Raw genomic sequence first — 19,489 nt, 5'->3', positions numbered from 1 at the left:
GATGGCGTTTCGCCTGCCGCTCTAACTGTCGTTCTGGCTCCGGTTTGGCAAGTACTGTAAATTCGGGGATATAGTCCCTGTTTGGATACTATTGGGAAAACACGCATGAGACGGCGCAATTTTGCCCGGCGTCCGGGCTGCTCGGTCGAGGCGACGCTGGACCTGATCGACGGCAAATGGAAGGGCGTGATCCTTTACCATCTCCAGGGCGGCACCCAGCGCTTCGGCGAATTGCGCCGGCGGATGCCTGGCATCACCCAGCGGATGTTGACCAAACAGCTTCGCGCGCTGGAGGAGGACAAGCTCGTCATCCACAAGGTCTATGCCGAAGTGCCGCCGCGGGTCGAATACTGCCTTTCCGAACTCGGCGAGAGTCTCAGGCCGGTGATCGACATCCTGAAGGCCTGGGGCGAGAGCCACCAGCAGCGGCTGTCCTGCGCGCCGCCGCCAGTGGTCGTGAGGAAGCCGAAGCGCGCGGCGTGAGAACCGGCAGCGGCGTGTGCCGCTCTCGGTAGAGATCGCCTTGGAACGCCACAAGCGTACGCATGGCGACCGCACGCAAGGACGAGCCGGTGTTGACCGAAGATGTCGCGCTCGCCTGCTTTCGACACGTCGCCATGCAGATGACCCAGCCCGAAGCGGACGCTGCTGTTGACGTTCCAGTTCGGCGTGGCGCACGCAGAACTTGTAGGCCCAAGGCGTCCTGATGGACCCCAATATTGCCCCCGGGCGCCCTTCTATTGAGGGACGAACGCGCCTATATTCCGGCGTCTTTTCCAAGAGGTAGGAATGTTTCGATCGACCTGGACCGCCGTCGTCACGGCATTGTGCATAGGCTTTTCGACCCACTTCAATCCGGCTGCCGCGCAGGAGCGCCGCGTCCCGTCGTCGCCGGCCGAACTGCGGCTGTCTTATGCGCCGATCGTGCAGCGGGTGCAGCCGGCTGTCGTCAACGTCTATGCCGCCAAGGTGGTGCAGAACCGCAATCCGCTGCTGGATGATCCGATCTTCCGCCGTTTCTTCGGCGACGGGCAGCAGCAGGAGCAGGTGCAGCGCTCGCTGGGCTCGGGCGTGATCGTCGATTCCTCCGGCCTCGTCGTCACCAACGTTCATGTCATCGAAGGCGCCGACCAGGTGAAGGTGTCGCTGTCGGACAAGCGCGAGTTCGAAGCCGAGATCGTGCTGAAGGATTCGCGCAGCGACCTCGCCGTGCTGCGTCTCAAGGATAGCCACGAGAAGTTCCCGGCGCTCGAGTTCACCAACTCCGACGAGCTGATGGTCGGCGATGTCGTGCTGGCGATCGGCAATCCGTTCGGTGTCGGCCAGACCGTGACCCACGGCATCATCTCGGCGCTGGCGCGCACGCAGGTCGGCATCACCGACTATCAGTTCTTCATCCAGACTGATGCGCCGATCAATCCAGGCAATTCCGGCGGCGCGCTGGTGGACATGAATGGCCGGCTCGCCGGCATCAACACTGCGATCTATTCGCGCTCCGGCGGCTCGCAGGGCATTGGTTTTGCGATTCCGGCCAACATGGTGCGCGTCGTCGTGGCCTCCGCCAAGAGCGGCGGCAAGGCGGTGAAGCGTCCGTGGCTCGGTGCGAAGTTGCAGGCGGTGACGCCGGAGATCGCCGAAAGCCTCGGCCTCAAGACGCCGAGCGGCGCCCTGGTCGCCAGCGTCGTGCCGAACGGTCCCGCGGCGAAGGCCGGCCTGAAATCCTCCGACCTGATCACCGCGATCGATGGCCAGACGGTGGATGATCCCAATGCGTTCGACTACCGCTTCGCCACCCGTCCACTCGGCGGCACCGCGCAGATCGACGTGCAGCGCGGCAGCAAGCCGCTCAAGCTGACGATTGCGCTCGAGACCGCGCCCGACATCGGCCGCAACGAGCTCGTTATCACCACGCGTTCGCCGTTCCAGGGCGCGAGGATCTCCACCATCACGCCGGCGGTGGCTGACGAGCTGCATCTGGACGCCGACACCGAGGGCGTCGTCGTCACCGACATCGGCGACGGTACGGCGGCACAGAATGTCGGCTTCCAGAAGGGCGACATCATCCTGTCCGTGAACAACCAGAAGATCGGCAAGACCAGCGACCTGGAGCGGGCAGCGAAGGAGCAGCCGCGGCTCTGGCGCATCGCGCTGGTGCGCGGCGGTCAGCAGATCAACGTTACGCTGGGCGGATGAGTCCGAAGCGACCACAGGAGGCGCCAACTCTCTTTGCCGCGGCGGGGCTCGATCACGATGCCCCGCATCCGCTGCCGGACCGGCTGCGGCCGCGCGCGCTGTCGGAGGTTGTCGGCCAGGATCACATCCTCGGCCCCGACGGTGCGCTGACGCGCATGCTGGAGACGCGCACGCTCGGATCGCTGGTGTTCTGGGGACCGCCCGGCACCGGCAAGACCACGGTGGCGCGGCTGCTTGCCGATGCGACCGACCTGCATTTCGAGCAGATCTCGGCGGTGTTCTCCGGCGTCGCCGATCTGAAGAAGGCGTTTGATGCCGCGCGTGCCCGGCGCGAGATGGGCAAGGGCACGCTGCTGTTCGTCGACGAGGTGCACCGCTTCAACCGGGCGCAGCAGGATTCGTTTCTGCCGGTGATGGAAGACGGCACCGTCGTGATGGTCGGCGCCACCACCGAGAACCCGTCCTTCGAGCTCAATGCGGCGTTGCTCTCCCGCGCGCGCGTCCTGGTGTTTCGCTCGCTCGATGCGGCCGCGATCGAGAAGCTGTTTGCGCATGCCGAAGAGGTCGAGGGCCGCAAGCTGCCGCTCGATGCGGAAGCACGCGCCGTGCTGGTCCGCATGGCCGATGGCGATGGCCGCGCGTCGCTGACGCTGGCCGAAGAGGTCTGGCGCTCGGCACGCGCGGACGAAATCTTCAACGCTGCGCAGCTGCAGGAGATCCTGCAGCGCCGCGCGCCGATCTACGACAAATCCGCCGACGGCCACTACAATCTGATCTCGGCGCTGCATAAGTCGGTGCGCGGTTCCGATCCGGATGCGGCGCTCTACTACCTCGCGCGCATGCTCGATGCCGGCGAGGACCCGCTGTTCCTGGCCCGCCGCGTCGTGCGCATGGCGGTGGAAGACATCGGTCTTGCCGATCCGCAGGCGCTCGTCATCGCCAACGCGGCGAAGGATGCCTTCGACTTCCTCGGCCATCCCGAAGGCGAGCTCGCCATCGCGCAGGCCGTCGTCTATCTCGCCACCGCGCCGAAATCGAATGCGGTTTACACGGCGTTCGGTACCGCGATGCAGGTCGCAAAACAGGCCGGCTCGCTGCTGCCGCCCAAGCACATCCTGAACTCGCCGACGAAGCTGATGAAGTCGGAAGGCTACGGCTCCGGCTACGAATACGACCACGACGCCCCCGATGCCTTCTCCGGCCAGGACTATTTCCCGGAGGCCCTCGGCCGCCAGACCTTCTATGATCCGCCCGAGCGAGGCTTCGAGCGCGAGATTCGCAAGCGGCTGGATTACTGGGCCAAGCTGCGCAAGGAGCGGGGCGGCTCGCGCTAGAGGTCGCCGTTTCGTCGTGACGAAAGGCAGCTTTTAGGGTAGGCAGGCAAGCATGAGCCGCCGCATCAAAAGAACCAACCAAGAGTCCCGTTCGCGCGATGAGCGCAAGGAATCGCGCCCGTTCAAGGCGCGGAGCGCGAAGAAGGCGGGGCCGCGTCCGGGCGGCAAGCCCGGCGGGAAGCCGCCGCGCTTTGCGGGCGAGCGCGCGGAGCGTCGTCCGCCCCAGGCCAAGCTGGAGAAGGCTGAGCTGCAAAGGGCCGCGCCGGCGAAGTCGGTCGAGCCGCTGCTGCCGACCAAGGTGCAGACCGTCGCGGTCACGGCTGATGAGAACAACATGCGGGTCGATCGCTTCCTCGAAGCGCGCTTTCCCGGCCTGTCGTTTTCCCACATCCAGCGCGTCGTCCGCAAAGGCGAGCTGCGCGTCGACGGCAAGCGCGTCGACAGCAAGGACCGGTTGGAGGAGGGGCAGAGCGTCCGCATTCCGCCGCTGAAGCTCGATGCGCCGAAGGTCGGCGGCGAGCTCTCGGAGGCTGCGCAGAAGACGCTCAAGGCGCTGAAGGAGATGACGATCTACGAGGACGACGACGTCCTCGTCCTGAACAAGCCCGCCGGCCTCGCCGTGCAGGGTGGCTCGGGCATGACGCGCCACATCGACCAGATGCTGGAGGTGATGCGCGATTCAAAGGGGCAGAAGCCGCGGCTCGTGCACCGCATCGATCGCGAGACCTCGGGCTGCCTCTTGATCGCCAAGACGCGCTTTGCCGCCTCGCACTTGACCGGCGCGTTCCGTTCGCGCTCGGCGCGAAAAGTCTATTGGGCGCTGGTGCCGGGTCTGCCGAAGCCGAAGCAGGGCCGCATCTCGACCTTCCTGGCGAAGGACGAAGGTGAGGACGACACCATCATGCGCATCGCCCAGCATGGCGACGAGGGCGCGAGCCACGCCGTCACTTATTACGCGGTCGTCGAAACCGCCGGCAACAAGCTGACCTGGGTGTCGCTGAAGCCGGTGACGGGCCGCACGCACCAGCTTCGCGCCCACATGGCCCATATCGGCCATCCCATCGTCGGCGATCCCAAATATTTCAACATCGAGAACTGGCAGCTGCCGGGCGGCCTGCAAAACCGGCTGCATCTGCTCGCGCGCCGCATCGTCATCCCGCATCCGCGCGGCGGCGTGATCGATGCCACCGCGCCGTTGCCGCCGCACATGCAGCAGTCGTGGAATCTGCTCGGGCTGGACGCCAGCCGGTTTGATCCGATCGAGAATGCGCCGGAGGAGTAGGGGCGTAACACCTCCTCAGCGTCATCGCCCGAAGGCGGGCGATGCAGTATTCGAGAGGGGAGCCGAATTCGCTCTCACCATATCCGCCGCGGCGTACTGGATGCCCGGTCAAGCCCGGGGCATGACGGCGGCGGCTAGTTCCGAAACTGCTCGAGAAACATCCGCAATGAATCATGCGGACTCTCAACGTCCGTGATCAGCCAGCCTTCCGGACCGTTGACCAGGATGAAGTTCAGCGCCACCCGTCGTCCGCGATTGTCGAAATTCGCCGCGACATAGGTCTTGTCGTATTGCTTGCGCAGGATCGCGATCGCGACCGGGCCGAGTTTCCAGTTCGGGCTCTGCACCAGGAAGTCGTAGGGTTCGTTCCGCGGCTCGGACCATGCTTTGCGCAAAGAGGGATCGAAAAATTGCCGGGTGGTCGCCGCGTCCCGCGGCAGGCCTTTGGAAAGCTCCGGTGCACCTTCGCCATAGTAAGCGTAGACGTTCCGGACCAGCGATTCCGGGGTGCGAAAACCGGCCTCGGCTGCGGCGGGCCAAAGCCCGGTCAGCAGGGCCACAATGCCAGCAAGTTCCCTCATGCCCGCCGCTCGCTTTATCGGCCACAGGTCTTATCTTAAAAGCTAGCATCGAGCGACCGGGACCGAAAACTCACATGCGCGAATTGTTCGAAGAAGCAGCTAACCAGCCCCCGCCGGATCCCAGGGAATCGGCGCGGGCGTCCGCGCGCACGCCGCTGCGCAAGCGCTTCTACAAGGAAGCCGGCATCGTCGAGGCCGAGGGCGGCTTTGCCATCACGCTCGACGGCAAGCCGATCCGCACCCCGTCCGCCCGCCAGGTGTTGATCCCTTCGCAGGCGCTCGCCGATGCCGTGGCCGCGGAATGGGCCGCCCAGGGCGAGGCGATCGATCCCGTCACCATGCCGCTGACGCGGATCGCCAACAGCGTGGTCGAGGGGGTGGTGGATCGCGTCGAACTCGTCACTGATGACCTCGCAAAGTACTTCGAGACCGACCTGCTGTTCTATCGCGCCGGGCATCCCGAGGGGCTGGTCGCCCGCGAAGCCGCGCATTGGGACCCGGTGCTGTTCTGGGCCGCGGAGGCGCTGGGAGCACACTTCATCCTCTCCGAAGGCATCATGCATGTGAAGCAGCCGGACGAGGCGGTCAGGGCCGCCCGCGCGGCACTGCCTGATGATCCCTGGTCGGTGGCGGCGCTCCACATGGTGACGACCCTGACCGGCTCGGCGCTCCTGGCGCTGGCGCTGGCCCATGGCGTGCGCGACGCCGATCAGGTCTGGGCCGCCGCCCATGTCGACGAGGATTGGAATATCGACCAGTGGGGCGTGGACGAGGAGGCGGTCGCCCGCCGCGCCACCCGCCTCAGGGATTTCGAGGCCGCCGTGGCGGTGCTGGCCGCCGTCAATCCCGACGTGGTCAAAGGTCCTTAACGAGAGGTTTACGACGGCGGCCTTAGGGTGGGGACCAGCGTTCTCCCGGGCCTCTGAAATGCCGACGCCAGTCACTTCGATCCTTCCCGTCAGTGCCCCCAGCCCCGTGGCTGATGCGGCGACGCCGGATCTTGTGCTGCAGGCCGGTAGCGTGGTCGAAGCCAGGGTCGTCAGCCTGCTTGCCGACAATCTGGTGCGGATCGCGATCGCGAACCTCTCGATGGACGTGATGTCCGAGGTGTCGCTGACCCCAGGGCAGAATCTCCAGCTCGCGGTCTCGCAGAACGACGGCACTATCAGGCTCGCCGTGGTCAACGGGCCAGGCGAGGCCAGCGCCGATCAGGTTAGTTTAACGCCGAGGGCGGCCTCGCTGATCGACAGCCCCTCGCTCGCACCATCCGCGACCGCGGCACGCATTCCCCTGACGCCGACCGAGCAGGCTGCGGTGACCGTGGCCTCGGCCGAGGCCGTGACCAAGCAGGGCAGCCAGGCGCCGTTGTTCGCCAATCTGACATCCGTCGTGACCGGCAGCGATTTGCCGGAAGGCTTGAAGCAGGCCGTGCTGGACGTGCTGGCGCAACAGACGCCGCTCCACACCGCCCTCGACGGCGGCGATATCGAATCCGCGTTCCAGAAGTCCGGCCTGTTTCTCGAGGCCTCGCTTGCCGCAGGCACGACGCCGCCGTCGGGCACCATGCCGGACCTGAAGGCCGCGCTGCTGGTGCTCCGCCAAACGCTGGCGGCAACATCAGGCACCATGGAGCCCGCCGTGCCACAGGTCGCGGCGCCAAGCGCATCACTTCCGTCCGGCACTGCGGCCACGCTGCAGACTGCAGCCTCGCCGCTGCAAGTGACGGGCGAGGCCGCCCAGGCCGTGCTGTCACCGCTCGAGGTTGGGACTGCGCAATCCGCGCAATTGCCACGCGAGGCTGCGTTGGCGGCTGCCGTGCTGGCGGATGTGGCTGGCGCAACTCCGCAGCCGGCATTGCCGCGCACCACCATGTCAGCAGGTGTTGCCGCAACCCTGCTGCAAGAGGTCACGCAAAGCTTGCCGCGCATGACCGGCAACGTTCCGGGCTCCAACAAGCCCGTGCCTGACAGCCGCATCTTCGAAGCGGCCGCACTTACGACGACGCCACCGCCGTTCCGCGGTGCGTTGCCGTCGCCGCAAGCCGTCGCCTCGCCATCGCTGGCACCAAACCCGCCGCTCGCGGCAACCGTGCATCGCCTGCTTGGCGATACCGACGCCGCGATCGCACGGCAGACGCTGCTGCAGGTGGCGTCGCTTCCTGATCGTACCGATGCCAGCGGACATCGCATCGATCCGACCGCGCCGCAGTGGAATTTCGAGATTCCGTTCGCGACGACGCAGGGCACCGCGATGGCGCAGTTCGAGATCTCGCGCGATGGCGACAACGAAACACCAGAACTTGCCAAGCGTGCCTGGCGCGCGCGATTCACGCTCAATCTCGAGCCGAGCGGACCCGTGCACGCGCTGATCACGCTGAGCGGCGACAAGACCTTTGTGCGGATGTGGGCCGAGCGGCCGGGGACCGCGCAGCAGCTCCGCGCCGGGATCGGTGAGCTCAATCTGGCGCTGACCAAAGCCCAGCTCAAGCCCGGCGACATCATCGTGCGCGACGGCACGCCGCCGCAGCCGGCGCCCGCGCGTGCGGGGCATTTCCTGGATCGCGCCACATGAGCGAGGAGTCCAAGCTCGCCATCGCGCTGCATTACGAGAAGGGCCGCGGCGCGCCCGTGGTCGTCGCCAAGGGCGAGGGCACGATCGGTGCCAAGATCGTCGAGATCGCCAGGGCGCATGACATCCCGATCGAGGAGAATGAAGTGCTCGCCGGCGCGCTCTCCAAGGTTGAACTCGGCGAGGAGATCCCGCCCGATCTCTACAAGGCCGTGGCCGAAGTGCTGGTGTTCGTGCTGCGGCTGTCGGGGCGGGGGCGGTAGGGGATAACGCCAGCACACGCGATGCCGTAGGGTTGGGCAAAGGCGCGCAGCGCCGTGCCCGCCATCTGCAATTGGTGGGGGACGCTTTCGCTTTTGCTTACCCTACGGCAGCTGCACTCGTAGTGCCGGCGTCGGCTCTATCCCAGCTTGAACAACGCCTGCAGGAACTCCACCACCGCTTTCTGCGACTCCGCGGCCGTGGCGGGATTGCCGCCGACATGCGGGTTGAGCTCGACGCACGCGTCCTTGTAGGTGAATGGCGCGTTGGTATCGCCGTTCATCAGCACGCCGCCGTCGCCCTCTTTGATGTGGCAGTTGCGTACGGTCTGCGAGTTGGCCGAGACCGTGACCCTGTTGACGCCGAGCAGGCCGCTGTCGAAGCCGTGCGCGCTGTCAGGATATTCGGTCAGCACCACGTCGCGTCCCGCAGACTTGAGCCGCTCGACGAAGGCCTTGCAGCTCCTCACGGGGTTATAGTCATCGGGCGTGCCGTGGAAGATGCGGATCGGACGCGCGGCGACTTCGGTGTCGGTCTGATAGGTCGTCGAGCAATCGGGATAGAACGGGATGTAGGCCGCGAACTGCAGGCCGGACCTGTTCCAGAGCTTGTGGAAGCGGTCGAGGCTCGCATAGAGCGTCGCCTGGCCGCCGCGCGAAAAGCCCATCAGCACGATGCGGTCAGGATCGACCCGCGGGTGCTTCGCCAAAATCTCCAGCGAGCGATAGACGTCGATGATGAGATTGAGCCGGCCGAGCAGAGCCTGGTTCGGTCCGACCACGGTGAGACCGCGGCCGGTAAAGCCGTCGATGACGAAGGTCGAGATGCCCATGGCGTTGAACGCGTGCACCCAGGCGTCCGTGGTGGGGCTGACGCCGCTTGAACCGTGCATCAGCACGACGACCGGCATCTTGCCCGAGCCTTGCGCGACGCGGAATTCGCCGGCAACCGTGACCGGCTTTCCGGCCGCGGCATCGCCGCTGAGGAATTGCTGGTCGGAGAGGGTGAGTGACGGGATCGGGAAGATCTCGGTCCGGGCCGGCGCGTTCTTGGGAAGCGATTGAGCGCTGGCGAGCCCGGTCGAAATGCAGAGCGCGATAAGCGCCGCAGCGGCGCGCAATGCCGTCGGCATCGGATCCTCCCTTGATTTTCGGGAAGTAGATCAACGCCCGTGCGCGCTGTCAATTTGCGCGGGCGCGCCTCACGTCTTGTCGGCCGGATTCTTCGCCGTCAGCGCCTGGTCGATGGCGAAGCCGCCGATCTCGCTCATCGCCGCCGAGATCACATCGCCTTTGCGCGCAAAGTCGCTGGAGAGATAGTCGAACTGGGTGCGCGCCAGCCGCAGCACTTCGATCGGCACTGAGACGACGGTCTCGTTGAAAGCATCGACGGAGGTCCGCAAGCTCTCGAGCTCGGTGGTGAGCTTGCCGATGTGACTCTCCGCATCCCGCATCAGCATGAGCAGCTTGCCGCGCTCGGTATCGAAGGCGGCGCGTTCGGCGGCGGCGGCCGTGGTGACCTCCGCAAGCTGCGTCCGCAGCGCGGCGATCTGATTGATCATGGCGTTGGAGGCGAGCTCGGCGGCTGCACGCCGCTCGGCGAGGTGCTTGTTCTCCTCCTGCTGCTCGTGAAACAGCCGCTCGGCCGACATCGCCCGCTGCGCCAGCGATTGGATCAAGCTGGCCGCACGCAGCAGCATCTCGCCGTTCCCGCCCGACACCATGCTGGCCATCCGCCGCAGGAAATCGGTGGTCTCGGACGCTCTGTTCGGAGGCAGGGGAACGACCGTGGCGGACATGGGAGATGCTTGCAGCCGGACGTGATGACCGCCGCCGTACCGACTGAGCTCACGCAACATTCGGCGCCTGATCGTGACAGGAGCAAGCCTGAATCGGCTGGCCCGGTCAACCGGCCAACGGCAATAAAATGCCGGCCATCCCGTGGGCGGGATCAGGTACCGCTCTGCCGGCCGATCCGCCCCAAATGGGTGAAGCCGAAGCCGGCGGAATATTTCAGGCCGTAGCCCAGCGCCCGGTCGATGCCGATATGGGCGAGCCAAATCAAGGCGATGGACAAGGTGAGGGGCGAGGCGAGGCCAAAGCCCAGCGTCAGCAGCGCCACCGGCGCCATGTAGCTGTGGACGGCGTTGTAGACCATGGCGCCGAATTTGGCGTCGACGAGATAGGCCAGGAAGCTCAGATCGGGGACGAAGAAGAGCAGGGCAAATACCCACCAGGAGCCGTCCCAGGCCCAGTAAAGCACCACCATCCCCGCAAACAGGGTCAGCCCCTCCAGCCGCAGCAGGATGTTGACGCCGCCCGTTGCCGCGCCGGTTTCGGCCGTTGCTTCACTCATGCTCGCCTCCCGCGGCAAAACTCTGAAATTCCTTGCGCTTTCACGCTGATTCAGGGCTGCCCTGCAAGGCTGAAAGCCGCTTCCCGCCCCGCAAAATGCCGTGTTAGAACCCCGCATCACTTAAGAACTGGCGGGAGCAAATGAAACATATCCTGGACGCCCTTGAAGACCGTCGTGCCGGGGCCAAGCTCGGCGGCGGGGAGAAGCGCATCGAGGCGCAGCACGCCCGCGGCAAGCTGACCGCGCGCGAGCGCATCGAGCTCCTGCTCGACAAGGGATCGTTCGAGGAGTTCGACATGTTCGTCGAGCACCGCTCCACCGAGTTCGGCATGGAGAAGACCAAGGTCCCCGGCGACGGCGTCGTCACCGGCTGGGGCACCGTCAACGGCCGCAAGACGTTCGTCTTCGCAAAAGACTTTACCGTGTTCGGCGGCTCGCTGTCCGAAACGCACGCGCTGAAGATCACAAAACTCCAGGACATGGCGATGAAGGCGCGGGCGCCCATCATCGGCCTCTATGACGCGGGCGGTGCCCGCATCCAGGAGGGCGTTGCCGCGCTCGCCGGTTATTCCTACGTGTTCCGCCGCAACGTGCTCGCCTCGGGCGTGATCCCGCAGATCTCGGTCATCATGGGCCCCTGCGCCGGCGGCGATGTCTATTCGCCCGCGATGACCGACTTCATCTTCATGGTGAAGAACACCAGCTACATGTTCGTCACCGGCCCGGATGTCGTGAAGACCGTCACCAACGAGGTCGTGACCGCCGAGGAACTCGGCGGCGCCTCGGTGCACGCCACGCGCTCCTCGATCGCGGACGGCGCCTTCGAGAACGACGTCGAGACGCTATTGCAGATGCGGCGCCTGATCGACTTCCTGCCGTCCAACAACAGCGACGGCGTGCCGGAATGGCCGAGCTTCGACGATCCTGCACGGATCGACATGTCGCTCGACACGCTGATCCCCGACAATCCGAACAAGCCCTATGACATGAAGGAGCTGATCCTGAAAGTCGTGGACGAGGGCGACTTCTTCGAGATCGCGGAAGCCTTTGCCAAGAACATCGTCACCGGCTTCGGCCGCATCGCCGGCCGCACCGTCGGCTTCGTCGCCAATCAGCCGATGGTGCTGGCCGGCGTGCTCGACTCTGACGCATCGCGGAAGGCCGCGCGATTTGTCCGCTTCTGCGATGCCTTCAACATCCCGATCGTCACCTTCGTCGACGTGCCGGGCTTCTTACCCGGAACCGCGCAGGAATATGGTGGCCTGATCAAGCACGGCGCAAAGCTGTTGTTCGCCTACTCGCAGTGCACGGTGCCGCTCGTCACCGTCATCACCCGCAAGGCCTATGGCGGCGCCTTCGACGTCATGGCGTCCAAGGAAATCGGCGCCGACATGAACTACGCCTGGCCGACCGCCCAGATCGCGGTGATGGGCGCCAAGGGCGCGGTCGAGATCATCTTCCGCTCTGACATCGGCGACCCCGACAAGATCGCCGCGCGCACCAAGGAATACGAGGACCGCTTCCTGTCACCCTTCATCGCCGCCGAGCGCGGTTACATCGACGACGTCATCATGCCGCACTCGACACGGAAGCGGATCGCGCGGGCGCTGGCGATGCTGAAGGACAAGAAGGTGGAAGCGCCGGCGAAGAAGCACGACAATTTGCCGCTGTGAGATCGTAGCCCGGATGGAGCGCAAGCAAAATCCGGGTTCTCCGTCGACCGTTGCTGGTTGATAGCCAATGACCGAAGACGATCCGACCGACGAAATCTCCGACATCGAAGACCGGATCGAGCGGCTCGCCGAGATCGCGGAGCGGTGCCGGAAGTACATCCTGGCGTCCAAGATCGCGATCGGCGGCGGTGCGGCGCTGCTCGTGATCACCATCCTCGGGCTGTTTGGTTTTGGTCAGACCGCCGCGCTCGGCTCGATCGCGCTGGTGCTCGGCGGCATCGTCTCGCTCGGCTCGAACATCAGCACGTTGCGGCAGACGGACGGTGCGATCGCTGCTGCCGAGGCGCGCCGCGCCGCGCTGATCGGCAGGATTGATCTCCGCGTGGTCACCGATACGCCGATGAAGCTGGTGTAGTGCGCTACCTTACGCGGCAGGCTTGAGGTTCAGCACCTGCAACTCCGCGCGACATTCGGCGGCGAACGCTTGGAGCCGTTCCGAGGTTTGCTGGTCGAGGATCGCTTTCGCCAGACGCTCGGCACGGGCTACTTGCTCTCTGAGATAGTCGATGCGGGTCATGTGTCACCTTCCACCGGACAATTTGAAGCAAATTGCTTCGTTCCAGTGGCCATGAGCGTATGGCTAACGGCGGGTTAATGATGTGCGGCGGGTCACATCCCGCGCGCCTTATCCGCCGCAGCGAAATGCGCCATCTGATCCGCGTGGGCTTTCGCGAACGCCGGGCGGCCCGTTGCACGCGCGACATAGGCGCGGCAGGCGGGGCTGTCCGCCAGCCCGTCGAATTGATCGACGACGCGCAGCACGTCCGACATCAGGACGTCGGCGACGGAGAAGGATCCCGCCAGCCATTCGCGCGCCGCAAGCACCGGCTCGAGATGCTTGAGACGGAGCTTGAGGAAGTCGTCCACGAACTTCCACGCCGCCGTGTCGCTCGGATGGCCCATGAATTTCGACATCGTCCAGGGCAGGCTCGCCATCTCCACCGAATTGAGCGCGGCGAACAGCCATTCCGTCGCCTCAACGCGGCCGCGCGGATCTGATGGCATCAGCTTCGCGCTGAGCGCGCCGAGATGGAGCAGGATCGCGCCGCTTTCGAAGATCGAGAGGTCGCCATCGGTCAGCCACGGCACCTGGCCGAACGGCTGGTGCGCGAGATGTTCGGCGCCGCGCCCGTTGAACGGCACGCTCGCGACGCGATAGGGCAAGGCGGCTTCCTCGAGCGCCCAGCGCACCCTGAGGTCGCGCACAAAACCGCGCGGGGGCGGGGGAACCCAGTCGAAGGTGGTCAGGGTGAGATCGGACATGTGGTGTCTCCGTGCTGTCTGGCAGAGGACGGGTGGAGAAAGCGCGTTCCGACATGTCGAGAGATCTTTTTTTCGCATGGGCCCACATCTGAACGAGCGATTCGGTGGCAGTTCATATCATCGTCGCGACACTTCCTCTGCATCACTTGATCGATCAAACAGAGGACACGCCATGGAGCGTAGGAACTTTTTGAAACTTGCCCTTGGTGTCGCGGCGGGAGCCGCCGCGTTGATGCCGCCGCACAGGCCGCGCCATCGGCGCCGCAGCCGCTGCGTCGTGCCGGCATGCCCCAGGGCAGTCCGGAAGTTGATCCTGCGGTGACCAGCAGCGAGGAAGTCGCGCAGCTCAAGCCCGAGCAGGTGCACTGGCGCGGCCGCTGGCACCACCGTCACTGGGGCTGGCACCATCGTCACTGGGGCTGGCGCCATCGCCATTGGGGCTGGCGTCGTCGCTGGCATCGCAATCACTGGCGTCATTGGTAACAGCGCGTGGAATGAAAGAGGAGATCGCGATCACGATTCCCTTTTTATTGACGTCAGGCGCTCAATGAAAATGGCCGCGCAGGCTCATGCGCGGCCTTTCGCATGGTGCGGAAGATCAGAACGGACGGCAGCGGCCGGCGTACCAGCGGAAGCCGTAGGGGCAAACGCGCGGGCGCACGACGACGACAGGCGGGGCGACCACGACGGGAGCGGGGCGCACGACAACCGGACCGCGCATCGGACGGCAGCCGCCATAGGGGCCGAGATACCAGCCCGGTCCGCAACCGCCGGCGGCGCTGGCCGCCTCGCCGAACCCGACGACCGCGCCGGCGACCATCAGGGCGGCGAAGAGATATTTCATGGGGTCTTCCTTCTCGTCCTTGGGGCAAATCTTTGAGCTTGCGCGCTTGCGCGCACGATGAATCAAAAGACACGATTCGACACGTTAAATCTGGCAGTCGTGTCGGCACGTTGCGATGCAAGCCTGCCAATCATGATCTGAATGCGGCATGAACATTTGTCGCGCGCGGCTTTGCGCGACATGAATGGCGCTAGCGGCGGAGAAAGCTCAACACCATTTCCTTGTACTTCTCCGGCGCCTCCAGGAAAACGAGGTGGCCGGTGTCCGGGATTACCTCCGCCCGCGCATCCGGCATCTTTGCTGCCAGTGCTTTTGCGAGCGCGGCGTTTTGTCCCATCTTCGTGCGCAATGCTTCCGGCGCGTTCGGTCTGCCCGGTGCATTGTGATCGTCGGCGCCCATGATGAACAGCACGGGTCCCGTGATGAGAGCGATCTCGTGCGCGACCGGCTCGCGATAGATCATCTGGCCGGAAGAGACGAAGGCATGCAGCCAGCGCGGATAGTCCGGGCTGCCCTTGATGTTGAAGCGGGCATCGGTGAACGGCGCGATGGCGTCGGGCGGCAGCTTGATCGCATAGTTGGTCTGGAGCTGGTTGCGATAGCCGTCGGCGGTGAGCTTGTCTTCGGCCTCCATCATCTTCTCGGTCGGCGTCGGCGGCACGTAGAGGCGATAGTCCTCGAGGCCGATCGGTGCGGTCAGCACCAGATGGGTGACGCGGTCCGGATAGGCGCGCGCGATGCGCACGCCCAGCATGCCGCCCATTGAATGCGCGACGATGTCGGCTTTGTCGATCTTGAGATGATCGAGCAGCGCGATGGTGTTGCGCGCCAGCGTATCGAAATGCAGCTCGCCCACAGGCTTGGAGGATTTGCCGAAGCCGATCTGGTCCGGCACCACGACGCGATAGCCGGCCTCGCTCAGCATCTTGATGACATCAGCCCAATAGCTCGACGGAAAATTGCGCCCGTGCAGCAGCACCACGGTGCGGCCGTTCGGCTGCGACGCCGCGACGTCCATATAGGCCATGCTGAGCCGCTCGCCGTCATTGACGACCGGCAGCAGGTGCACGGGATAGGGATAGGCAAAACCTTCGAGCGCGATGCCGTAGGGTTCGCGTTGTGGCGCGTCGGTGGCGCGGGCTGCGAGTGGGACAGCGAGCAGGGCGGCTGCGAGCGCGGCCGGAATGATGCGGTTCATGGGAGGTCTCGTGTTTTTGACCCGTGAAAACGTGAATGGCCGGGTCAAGCGCGGTCACGACGACGGTGACAGCTGACACGCAAACGCGTGTCAGTCTTTCCCGTTCCCGAACAGCGCCGCGAACTGCTTCTCGCCGGTGCGGGTGAAGTTCACCACGCGGCTGCCGGGCGTGGCGTCGCGCGCTGCCCATTTCAGCTCGGAGAAGCGCTGCATGATGGCGGCGCCCAGCGTGCCGGCGAGATGGTGGCGCCGTTCGCTCCAGTCGAGGCAGGCCTTGCAGACCGGGCGGCGCGGATGGCTGAGCATCTCAGGCGAGATCTGCAAATGCTTGGCCAGGAAGCGCTCGCCTTCCGCCGTCAGCTCGATGTCTTGCTTCTTCTGCCTGACGAGATTTCGCGCACGCATCGTGTCGAGCATCTGCACGCCGAGGTCGCCGGCGAGGTGGTCATAGCAGATCCGCGCACGGCGCAGCGCCGGGTCCTTCGGTCCAGTGCGCACGCGCATATGGCCGGTGCGCGCGGCAAGGCCCGCAAGGCCTTCGAGCACCCCGGCGACGTCGTCGTCAGTCAGGCGGTAATAGCGGTGACGGCCCTGCTTCTCCGGCTCGACCAGCCCGCCGGCCTCGAGCTTGGCGAGGTGCGAGCTCGCGGTCTGCGGCGTGATGCCGGCTTCCTGCGCCAGCTCGCTTGCCGTGAGCGCGCGTCCGTTCATCAGCGCCGTAAGCATGTTGGCGCGCGCGGGGTCGCCGACCAGCGAGGCGACCATGGCGATGTCGGGTCCTGCTTTCATGCTTCGATGATAGCCGAAGCATTGTGGTCGGGCAAGGGCGTAGCCTCTCACCATCTCGTCATTGCGAGGCGCGCAGCGACGAAGCAATCCAGACTGTCTCCGCGGAAGGATTACTGGATTGCTTCGCTGCGCTCGCAAGAAACAGGAGAACTCATCATGTCCGTCACCGTCTTCATCCGCTACCAGCTCGATCCGTTCAAGCGCGCGCAGTTCGAGGAGTACTCGAAGCGCTGGCTCACCATCATCCCGAAATGCGGCGGCGACCTGATCGGTTATTTCATGCCGCATGAGGGCACCAACAACATCGCCTTTGCGCTGATCAGCTTCGAGAGTCTGGCCGCCTACGAGGCCTATCGCGCGCGGCTGCGGCAGGATGCGGAAGGCATGGCCAATTTCCACTTTGCCGAGGACAACAAATTCATCATGGCGGAGGAGCGCACCTTCCTGCGGAAGGTGATAGTGTAGTCCATCAACGACAAGGAGACGCCCATGATCGCCGTGATCTTCGAAGTCTGGCCCAAGCCGGAACATCGCCAGGAGTACTTCGACCTCGCGGCCGATCTGAAGCCGATCCTGCAGACCATCGACGGCTTCATCTCGGTCGAGCGGTTCGAAAGCCTGACCGAGAAGGGCAAGATCCTGTCGGTCTCGTTCTGGCGGGACGAGGCCGCGGTCCAAGCCTGGCGCAACACGATGGAGCATCGCCGCACCCAGGCCAAGGGCAGGGCGCAGATCTTTGCCGATTATCATCTGCGCATCGCCAGCGTCGTCAGAGACTACGGCATGAACGATCGCGAGCAGGCGCCGAGGGACAGTCGCTCGGTGCACGACGCGCACTAGCGGTCATGAATGCGCGTGCCTATCTCTGCGCGGCCAACAAGGGAGAGAAACATGCATGTGACAACTGCTGACAAGCGCGCGACATTCCGGAAGATGCACGAGAGCGGTTGCTTCATTTTGCCCAATCCGGTCGATGTCGGCGGCGCCAAGGCGTTGCAGCATCTCGGTTTCAAGGCGATCGCCTCGTCGAGCGCGGGCTTTGCCTGGACCGTCGGCAAGGCCGACAATCGCGTCACCGTCGAGGACGTCTGTCAGCACCTGGCAGCACTGAGCTCGTCCGTCGACATCCCCGTGAATGCGGATTTCGAGGGCGGCTTCGCGGTCGAGCCGGATCAGGTCGCCGATCATGTCGAGCGTGGCGTGCGCACCGGTGTTGCGGGCCTCTCGATCGAAGATTCCACCGGCGACAAGGACAAGCCGCTCTATGAGCGCTCGCTCGCGGTCGAGCGCATCAAGGCCTCGCGCAAGGCGATCGGCGACAGCGGCACGCTGCTGGTCGGTCGCTGCGAGGCTTACTTGTGGGGCGTGACCGACCTCAAGCTCGTCATCGACCGGCTCACAGCTTATGCCGACGCCGGCGCCGACTGTCTCTATGCACCCGGCCTGAAGACCCGCGAGGACATCAGCGCTGTGGTGAAGGCCGTCGCACCCAAGCCGTTCAACCTCTTGATCGGCGGCTCCGGCCTGTCGCTGAAGGAGGCCGAAGATCTCGGCGTCCGCCGGATCAGCGTCGGCGGCTCGCTCGCCCGCGCCGCCTGGGGCGGCTTCATGCGCGCGGCGAAGGAGATGGCGGAGAAGGGGACATTCGCCGAGCTTGCCAGCGGCTATCCCGGCGGCGAGCTCAACAAGATGTTCAGCTAGAGCGTCTGGGAAACGAAAGGCGGCGGAACGTGAGTCCCGCCGCTCATCCTCTCGGTGTCGTGCCCCGGCTTGACGGCGGCATCCGGTACGCCGCAGTCTCTCGATCGATCACGACCGCCTCCGAGTACTGGGTCGCCCGGTCGAGCCGGGCGACGACGGCCGTCCTGTTAGTCTTACTTCGCGCCGTCAGACGGCGTCTGCGTGTCCGGAGCCGGCTTGCTCGGCGCAGCGCCCGTGGTCACGCCAGGTGCAGTGTTGTTGCGCGGCGTTACGTCGCGCATGCCGGGAGGCGCGGCCGGATTGGCAGGCTGCGTCTGCTGAGCGGTCTGCGTGGCCGGCGTATTGCTTGCCTGGTTGCCGGTCCTCGTGTTGTTCAAGCCATAGAACACGGCCCCCAGCACCAGGGCGATCGCCACGGCGAATAGTGCGACCTTGCCGCTGGAGGCGGGGCCTTCGCCCAGCTCGGGATCGGCCTGCAGGTCGGCATCCCGGCGCGCCGCGCGAAGATACTCATCGTCGGCGAGGTTCGGGCGGTACGGATCGTTGGGAAAACGGTCGTCAGCCATCGATTGGTCTCCTCGTTGATTGCGCGGTGACAACCCTCAGGCGAGAGGTTCTGTTCCGCGCTCCCTAATGCTTTCGTCGTATGTTGCCCTCCTACGAGGAATCGGGAACCTGTTCATCGGGGAACCCCGCGCGATGGTTCCATCGAGGAGGAAGGGAACAAGGCGATGTGGAGCCTGCCGCCGAGCGATAGTGTGCTGCATTTCCTGTCATTGGTTGCCGTGGCCGCGCAGGGCATGACGGCCGCGCTCGCCGCTGGGCGACGCAGCATGGACTGGCTCGGCGTGTGCTTCCTGGGCTGCATCACGGCGCTCGGCGGCGGCACGCTGCGGGATCTCTTTCTCGGGCACTATCCGCTGGCCTGGGTGCAAAACCCGATCTATCTCGCTCTCGCCGGTGGCGCCGCCTTCCTCACCATTTTGACCGCACGGCTCGTGCACCGGCTAAAGGTCGCCTTCATCGTGCTCGATGCGATCGGCCTCGTCGTCTTCACCATGGCCGGGTGCGACATCGCCTGGCAGATGGATGCCTCGCTGCCGATCGTCATCGTCTCCGGCATGATCACGGGCTGCGCCGGCGGCGTGCTGCGCGACGTGCTTTGCAACGACGTGCCGCTGCTGTTTCGCTCCGAACTCTACGCCAGCGTCTCCGTGGTGACCGGTCTGTTCTATGCCACGGCCTTCGGCCTCAACCTGAACGCCGAGCTCTGGACCATCCTGACCTTCGCCCTCGGCATCTCCTTCCGCCTGCTTGCTGTGCGCTACAAATGGGAGATGCCGAAATTCGTGTTCACGGGGGACGAGGAGAAGTAGCCAGCTCCATC

23 protein-coding genes and 1 pseudogene are annotated in these 19,489 nt (G+C 65.2%); 14 read left to right on the top strand and 10 right to left on the bottom strand.

From position 1 onward, the window contains the following. The first annotated feature begins 105 nt into the window (after positions 1–105). The 4 genes from XH88_RS23930 (at position 106) to XH88_RS23915 (ending at position 4,809) form a co-directional block, all read left to right on the top strand. Positions 106–483: a winged helix-turn-helix transcriptional regulator gene (locus XH88_RS23930; protein ID WP_271670743.1), complete on the top strand. Its 378-nt coding sequence runs from the start codon at positions 106–108 to the stop codon at positions 481–483. Positions 484–789: 306 nt separating this feature from the next. Beyond that, the gene (locus XH88_RS23925) at positions 790–2,193 is read left to right on the top strand and encodes a DegQ family serine endoprotease (protein ID WP_271670742.1); all 1,404 of its coding nucleotides are present in this window, start codon (positions 790–792) and stop codon (positions 2,191–2,193) included. Then, positions 2,190–3,527, top strand: coding sequence for a replication-associated recombination protein A (locus tag XH88_RS23920; protein WP_271670741.1), 1,338 nt, complete (start codon positions 2,190–2,192; stop codon positions 3,525–3,527). The genes XH88_RS23925 and XH88_RS23920 overlap by 4 nt, the downstream gene beginning before the upstream one ends. 52 nt (positions 3,528–3,579) lie before the next feature. After that, positions 3,580–4,809, top strand: a complete 1,230-nt coding sequence (locus XH88_RS23915; RefSeq protein WP_271670740.1) for an RluA family pseudouridine synthase — start codon at positions 3,580–3,582, stop codon at positions 4,807–4,809. A gap of 134 nt (positions 4,810–4,943) precedes the next feature. Here XH88_RS23915 and XH88_RS23910 read toward each other — a convergent pair whose 3' ends face one another. Beyond that, a complete protein-coding gene (locus XH88_RS23910; protein WP_271670739.1) occupies positions 4,944–5,390 on the bottom strand; it encodes a hypothetical protein in 447 nt (148 codons plus the stop codon). 74 nt (positions 5,391–5,464) lie between these two features. Between XH88_RS23910 and XH88_RS23905 the strand changes: the two genes are divergently transcribed. The 3 genes from XH88_RS23905 to XH88_RS23895 are packed head-to-tail and all read left to right on the top strand — an operon-like array spanning position 5,465 to position 8,221. Next, the gene (locus tag XH88_RS23905) at positions 5,465–6,259 is read left to right on the top strand and encodes an ATP12 family chaperone protein (protein ID WP_271670738.1); all 795 of its coding nucleotides are present in this window, start codon (positions 5,465–5,467) and stop codon (positions 6,257–6,259) included. A gap of 58 nt (positions 6,260–6,317) precedes the next feature. Beyond that, complete coding sequence (locus tag XH88_RS23900) at positions 6,318–7,961, top strand: flagellar hook-length control protein FliK (protein WP_271670737.1); 1,644 nt, start codon at positions 6,318–6,320, stop codon at positions 7,959–7,961. Continuing rightward, complete coding sequence (locus XH88_RS23895; RefSeq protein WP_271670736.1) at positions 7,958–8,221, top strand: EscU/YscU/HrcU family type III secretion system export apparatus switch protein; 264 nt, start codon at positions 7,958–7,960, stop codon at positions 8,219–8,221. Before XH88_RS23900 ends, XH88_RS23895 begins: the two co-directional genes overlap by 4 nt. Before the next feature lie 137 nt (positions 8,222–8,358). On the opposite strand, the gene XH88_RS23890 is transcribed toward XH88_RS23895, so the two are convergent. The 3 genes from XH88_RS23890 to XH88_RS23880 all read right to left on the bottom strand — a co-directional run bounded on the left by XH88_RS23890 (position 8,359) and on the right by XH88_RS23880 (position 10,574). Further along, on the bottom strand, positions 8,359–9,351 hold the full coding sequence (locus XH88_RS23890) for a dienelactone hydrolase family protein (protein WP_271670735.1): 993 nt from the start codon (positions 9,349–9,351) through the stop codon (positions 8,359–8,361). Positions 9,352–9,420: 69 nt separating this feature from the next. After that, a complete protein-coding gene (locus XH88_RS23885; protein WP_271670734.1) occupies positions 9,421–10,017 on the bottom strand; it encodes a hypothetical protein in 597 nt (198 codons plus the stop codon). Between the two features lie 152 nt (positions 10,018–10,169). After that, the gene (locus XH88_RS23880; protein WP_271670733.1) at positions 10,170–10,574 is read right to left on the bottom strand and encodes a DUF4260 domain-containing protein; all 405 of its coding nucleotides are present in this window, start codon (positions 10,572–10,574) and stop codon (positions 10,170–10,172) included. 140 nt (positions 10,575–10,714) lie between these two features. Between XH88_RS23880 and XH88_RS23875 the strand changes: the two genes are divergently transcribed. Together XH88_RS23875 and XH88_RS23870 are read left to right on the top strand one after the other, a co-directional pair. Then, positions 10,715–12,247: an acyl-CoA carboxylase subunit beta gene (locus XH88_RS23875; RefSeq protein WP_271670732.1), complete on the top strand. Its 1,533-nt coding sequence runs from the start codon at positions 10,715–10,717 to the stop codon at positions 12,245–12,247. Between the two features lie 67 nt (positions 12,248–12,314). Further along, complete coding sequence (locus XH88_RS23870) at positions 12,315–12,662, top strand: hypothetical protein (protein WP_271670731.1); 348 nt, start codon at positions 12,315–12,317, stop codon at positions 12,660–12,662. 9 nt (positions 12,663–12,671) lie between these two features. Here XH88_RS23870 and XH88_RS23865 read toward each other — a convergent pair whose 3' ends face one another. Next, complete coding sequence (locus XH88_RS23865) at positions 12,672–12,824, bottom strand: hypothetical protein (RefSeq protein WP_271670730.1); 153 nt, start codon at positions 12,822–12,824, stop codon at positions 12,672–12,674. A 92-nt stretch (positions 12,825–12,916) separates the two neighbouring features. Next, complete coding sequence (locus XH88_RS23860) at positions 12,917–13,570, bottom strand: glutathione S-transferase family protein (RefSeq protein WP_271670729.1); 654 nt, start codon at positions 13,568–13,570, stop codon at positions 12,917–12,919. A 172-nt stretch (positions 13,571–13,742) separates the two neighbouring features. Here XH88_RS23860 and XH88_RS23855 point away from each other — a divergent pair. After that, positions 13,743–14,053: pseudogene (locus tag XH88_RS23855) on the top strand (twin-arginine translocation signal domain-containing protein). A 115-nt stretch (positions 14,054–14,168) separates the two neighbouring features. Here XH88_RS23855 and XH88_RS23850 read toward each other — a convergent pair. The 3 genes from XH88_RS23850 to XH88_RS23840 all read right to left on the bottom strand — a co-directional run bounded on the left by XH88_RS23850 (position 14,169) and on the right by XH88_RS23840 (position 16,401). Then, positions 14,169–14,414 (bottom strand): GCG_CRPN prefix-to-repeats domain-containing protein, encoded by a 246-nt coding sequence (locus tag XH88_RS23850; RefSeq protein ID WP_271670728.1) that lies wholly within the window; start codon positions 14,412–14,414, stop codon positions 14,169–14,171. A 190-nt stretch (positions 14,415–14,604) separates the two neighbouring features. Beyond that, positions 14,605–15,612 carry an alpha/beta fold hydrolase gene (locus XH88_RS23845; protein ID WP_271670727.1) on the bottom strand — a complete coding sequence of 336 codons (1,008 nt, stop codon included), beginning with the start codon at positions 15,610–15,612 and terminating at the stop codon, positions 14,605–14,607. Between the two features lie 90 nt (positions 15,613–15,702). Continuing rightward, a complete protein-coding gene (locus XH88_RS23840; protein ID WP_271670726.1) occupies positions 15,703–16,401 on the bottom strand; it encodes a winged helix-turn-helix domain-containing protein in 699 nt (232 codons plus the stop codon). A gap of 156 nt (positions 16,402–16,557) precedes the next feature. Here XH88_RS23840 and XH88_RS23835 point away from each other — a divergent pair, with 156 nt between their 5' ends. The 3 genes from XH88_RS23835 to XH88_RS23825 are packed head-to-tail and all read left to right on the top strand — an operon-like array spanning position 16,558 to position 18,102. After that, positions 16,558–16,866: an NIPSNAP family protein gene (locus XH88_RS23835; protein ID WP_271670725.1), complete on the top strand. Its 309-nt coding sequence runs from the start codon at positions 16,558–16,560 to the stop codon at positions 16,864–16,866. A 24-nt stretch (positions 16,867–16,890) separates the two neighbouring features. Further along, positions 16,891–17,241, top strand: a complete 351-nt coding sequence (locus XH88_RS23830) for an antibiotic biosynthesis monooxygenase family protein (protein WP_271670724.1) — start codon at positions 16,891–16,893, stop codon at positions 17,239–17,241. 51 nt (positions 17,242–17,292) lie between these two features. Beyond that, positions 17,293–18,102, top strand: coding sequence for an isocitrate lyase/PEP mutase family protein (locus XH88_RS23825; RefSeq protein ID WP_271670723.1), 810 nt, complete (start codon positions 17,293–17,295; stop codon positions 18,100–18,102). Between the two features lie 173 nt (positions 18,103–18,275). Here the strand turns inward: XH88_RS23825 and XH88_RS23820 are convergent, their stop codons facing one another. Then, complete coding sequence (locus tag XH88_RS23820) at positions 18,276–18,668, bottom strand: hypothetical protein (RefSeq protein ID WP_271670722.1); 393 nt, start codon at positions 18,666–18,668, stop codon at positions 18,276–18,278. A 165-nt stretch (positions 18,669–18,833) separates the two neighbouring features. Here XH88_RS23820 and XH88_RS23815 point away from each other — a divergent pair, with 165 nt between their 5' ends. Further along, positions 18,834–19,478: a trimeric intracellular cation channel family protein gene (locus XH88_RS23815; RefSeq protein WP_271670721.1), complete on the top strand. Its 645-nt coding sequence runs from the start codon at positions 18,834–18,836 to the stop codon at positions 19,476–19,478. Positions 19,479–19,489 lie beyond the last annotated feature (11 nt).

The sequence above is a fragment of the Bradyrhizobium sp. CCBAU 51627 genome (genome assembly GCF_028128765.1).
Lineage (GTDB): Bacteria > Pseudomonadota > Alphaproteobacteria > Rhizobiales > Xanthobacteraceae > Bradyrhizobium.
Note: the sequence above shows the minus strand (reverse complement) of the source record. Positions and strands in the feature narration are given on the sequence as shown.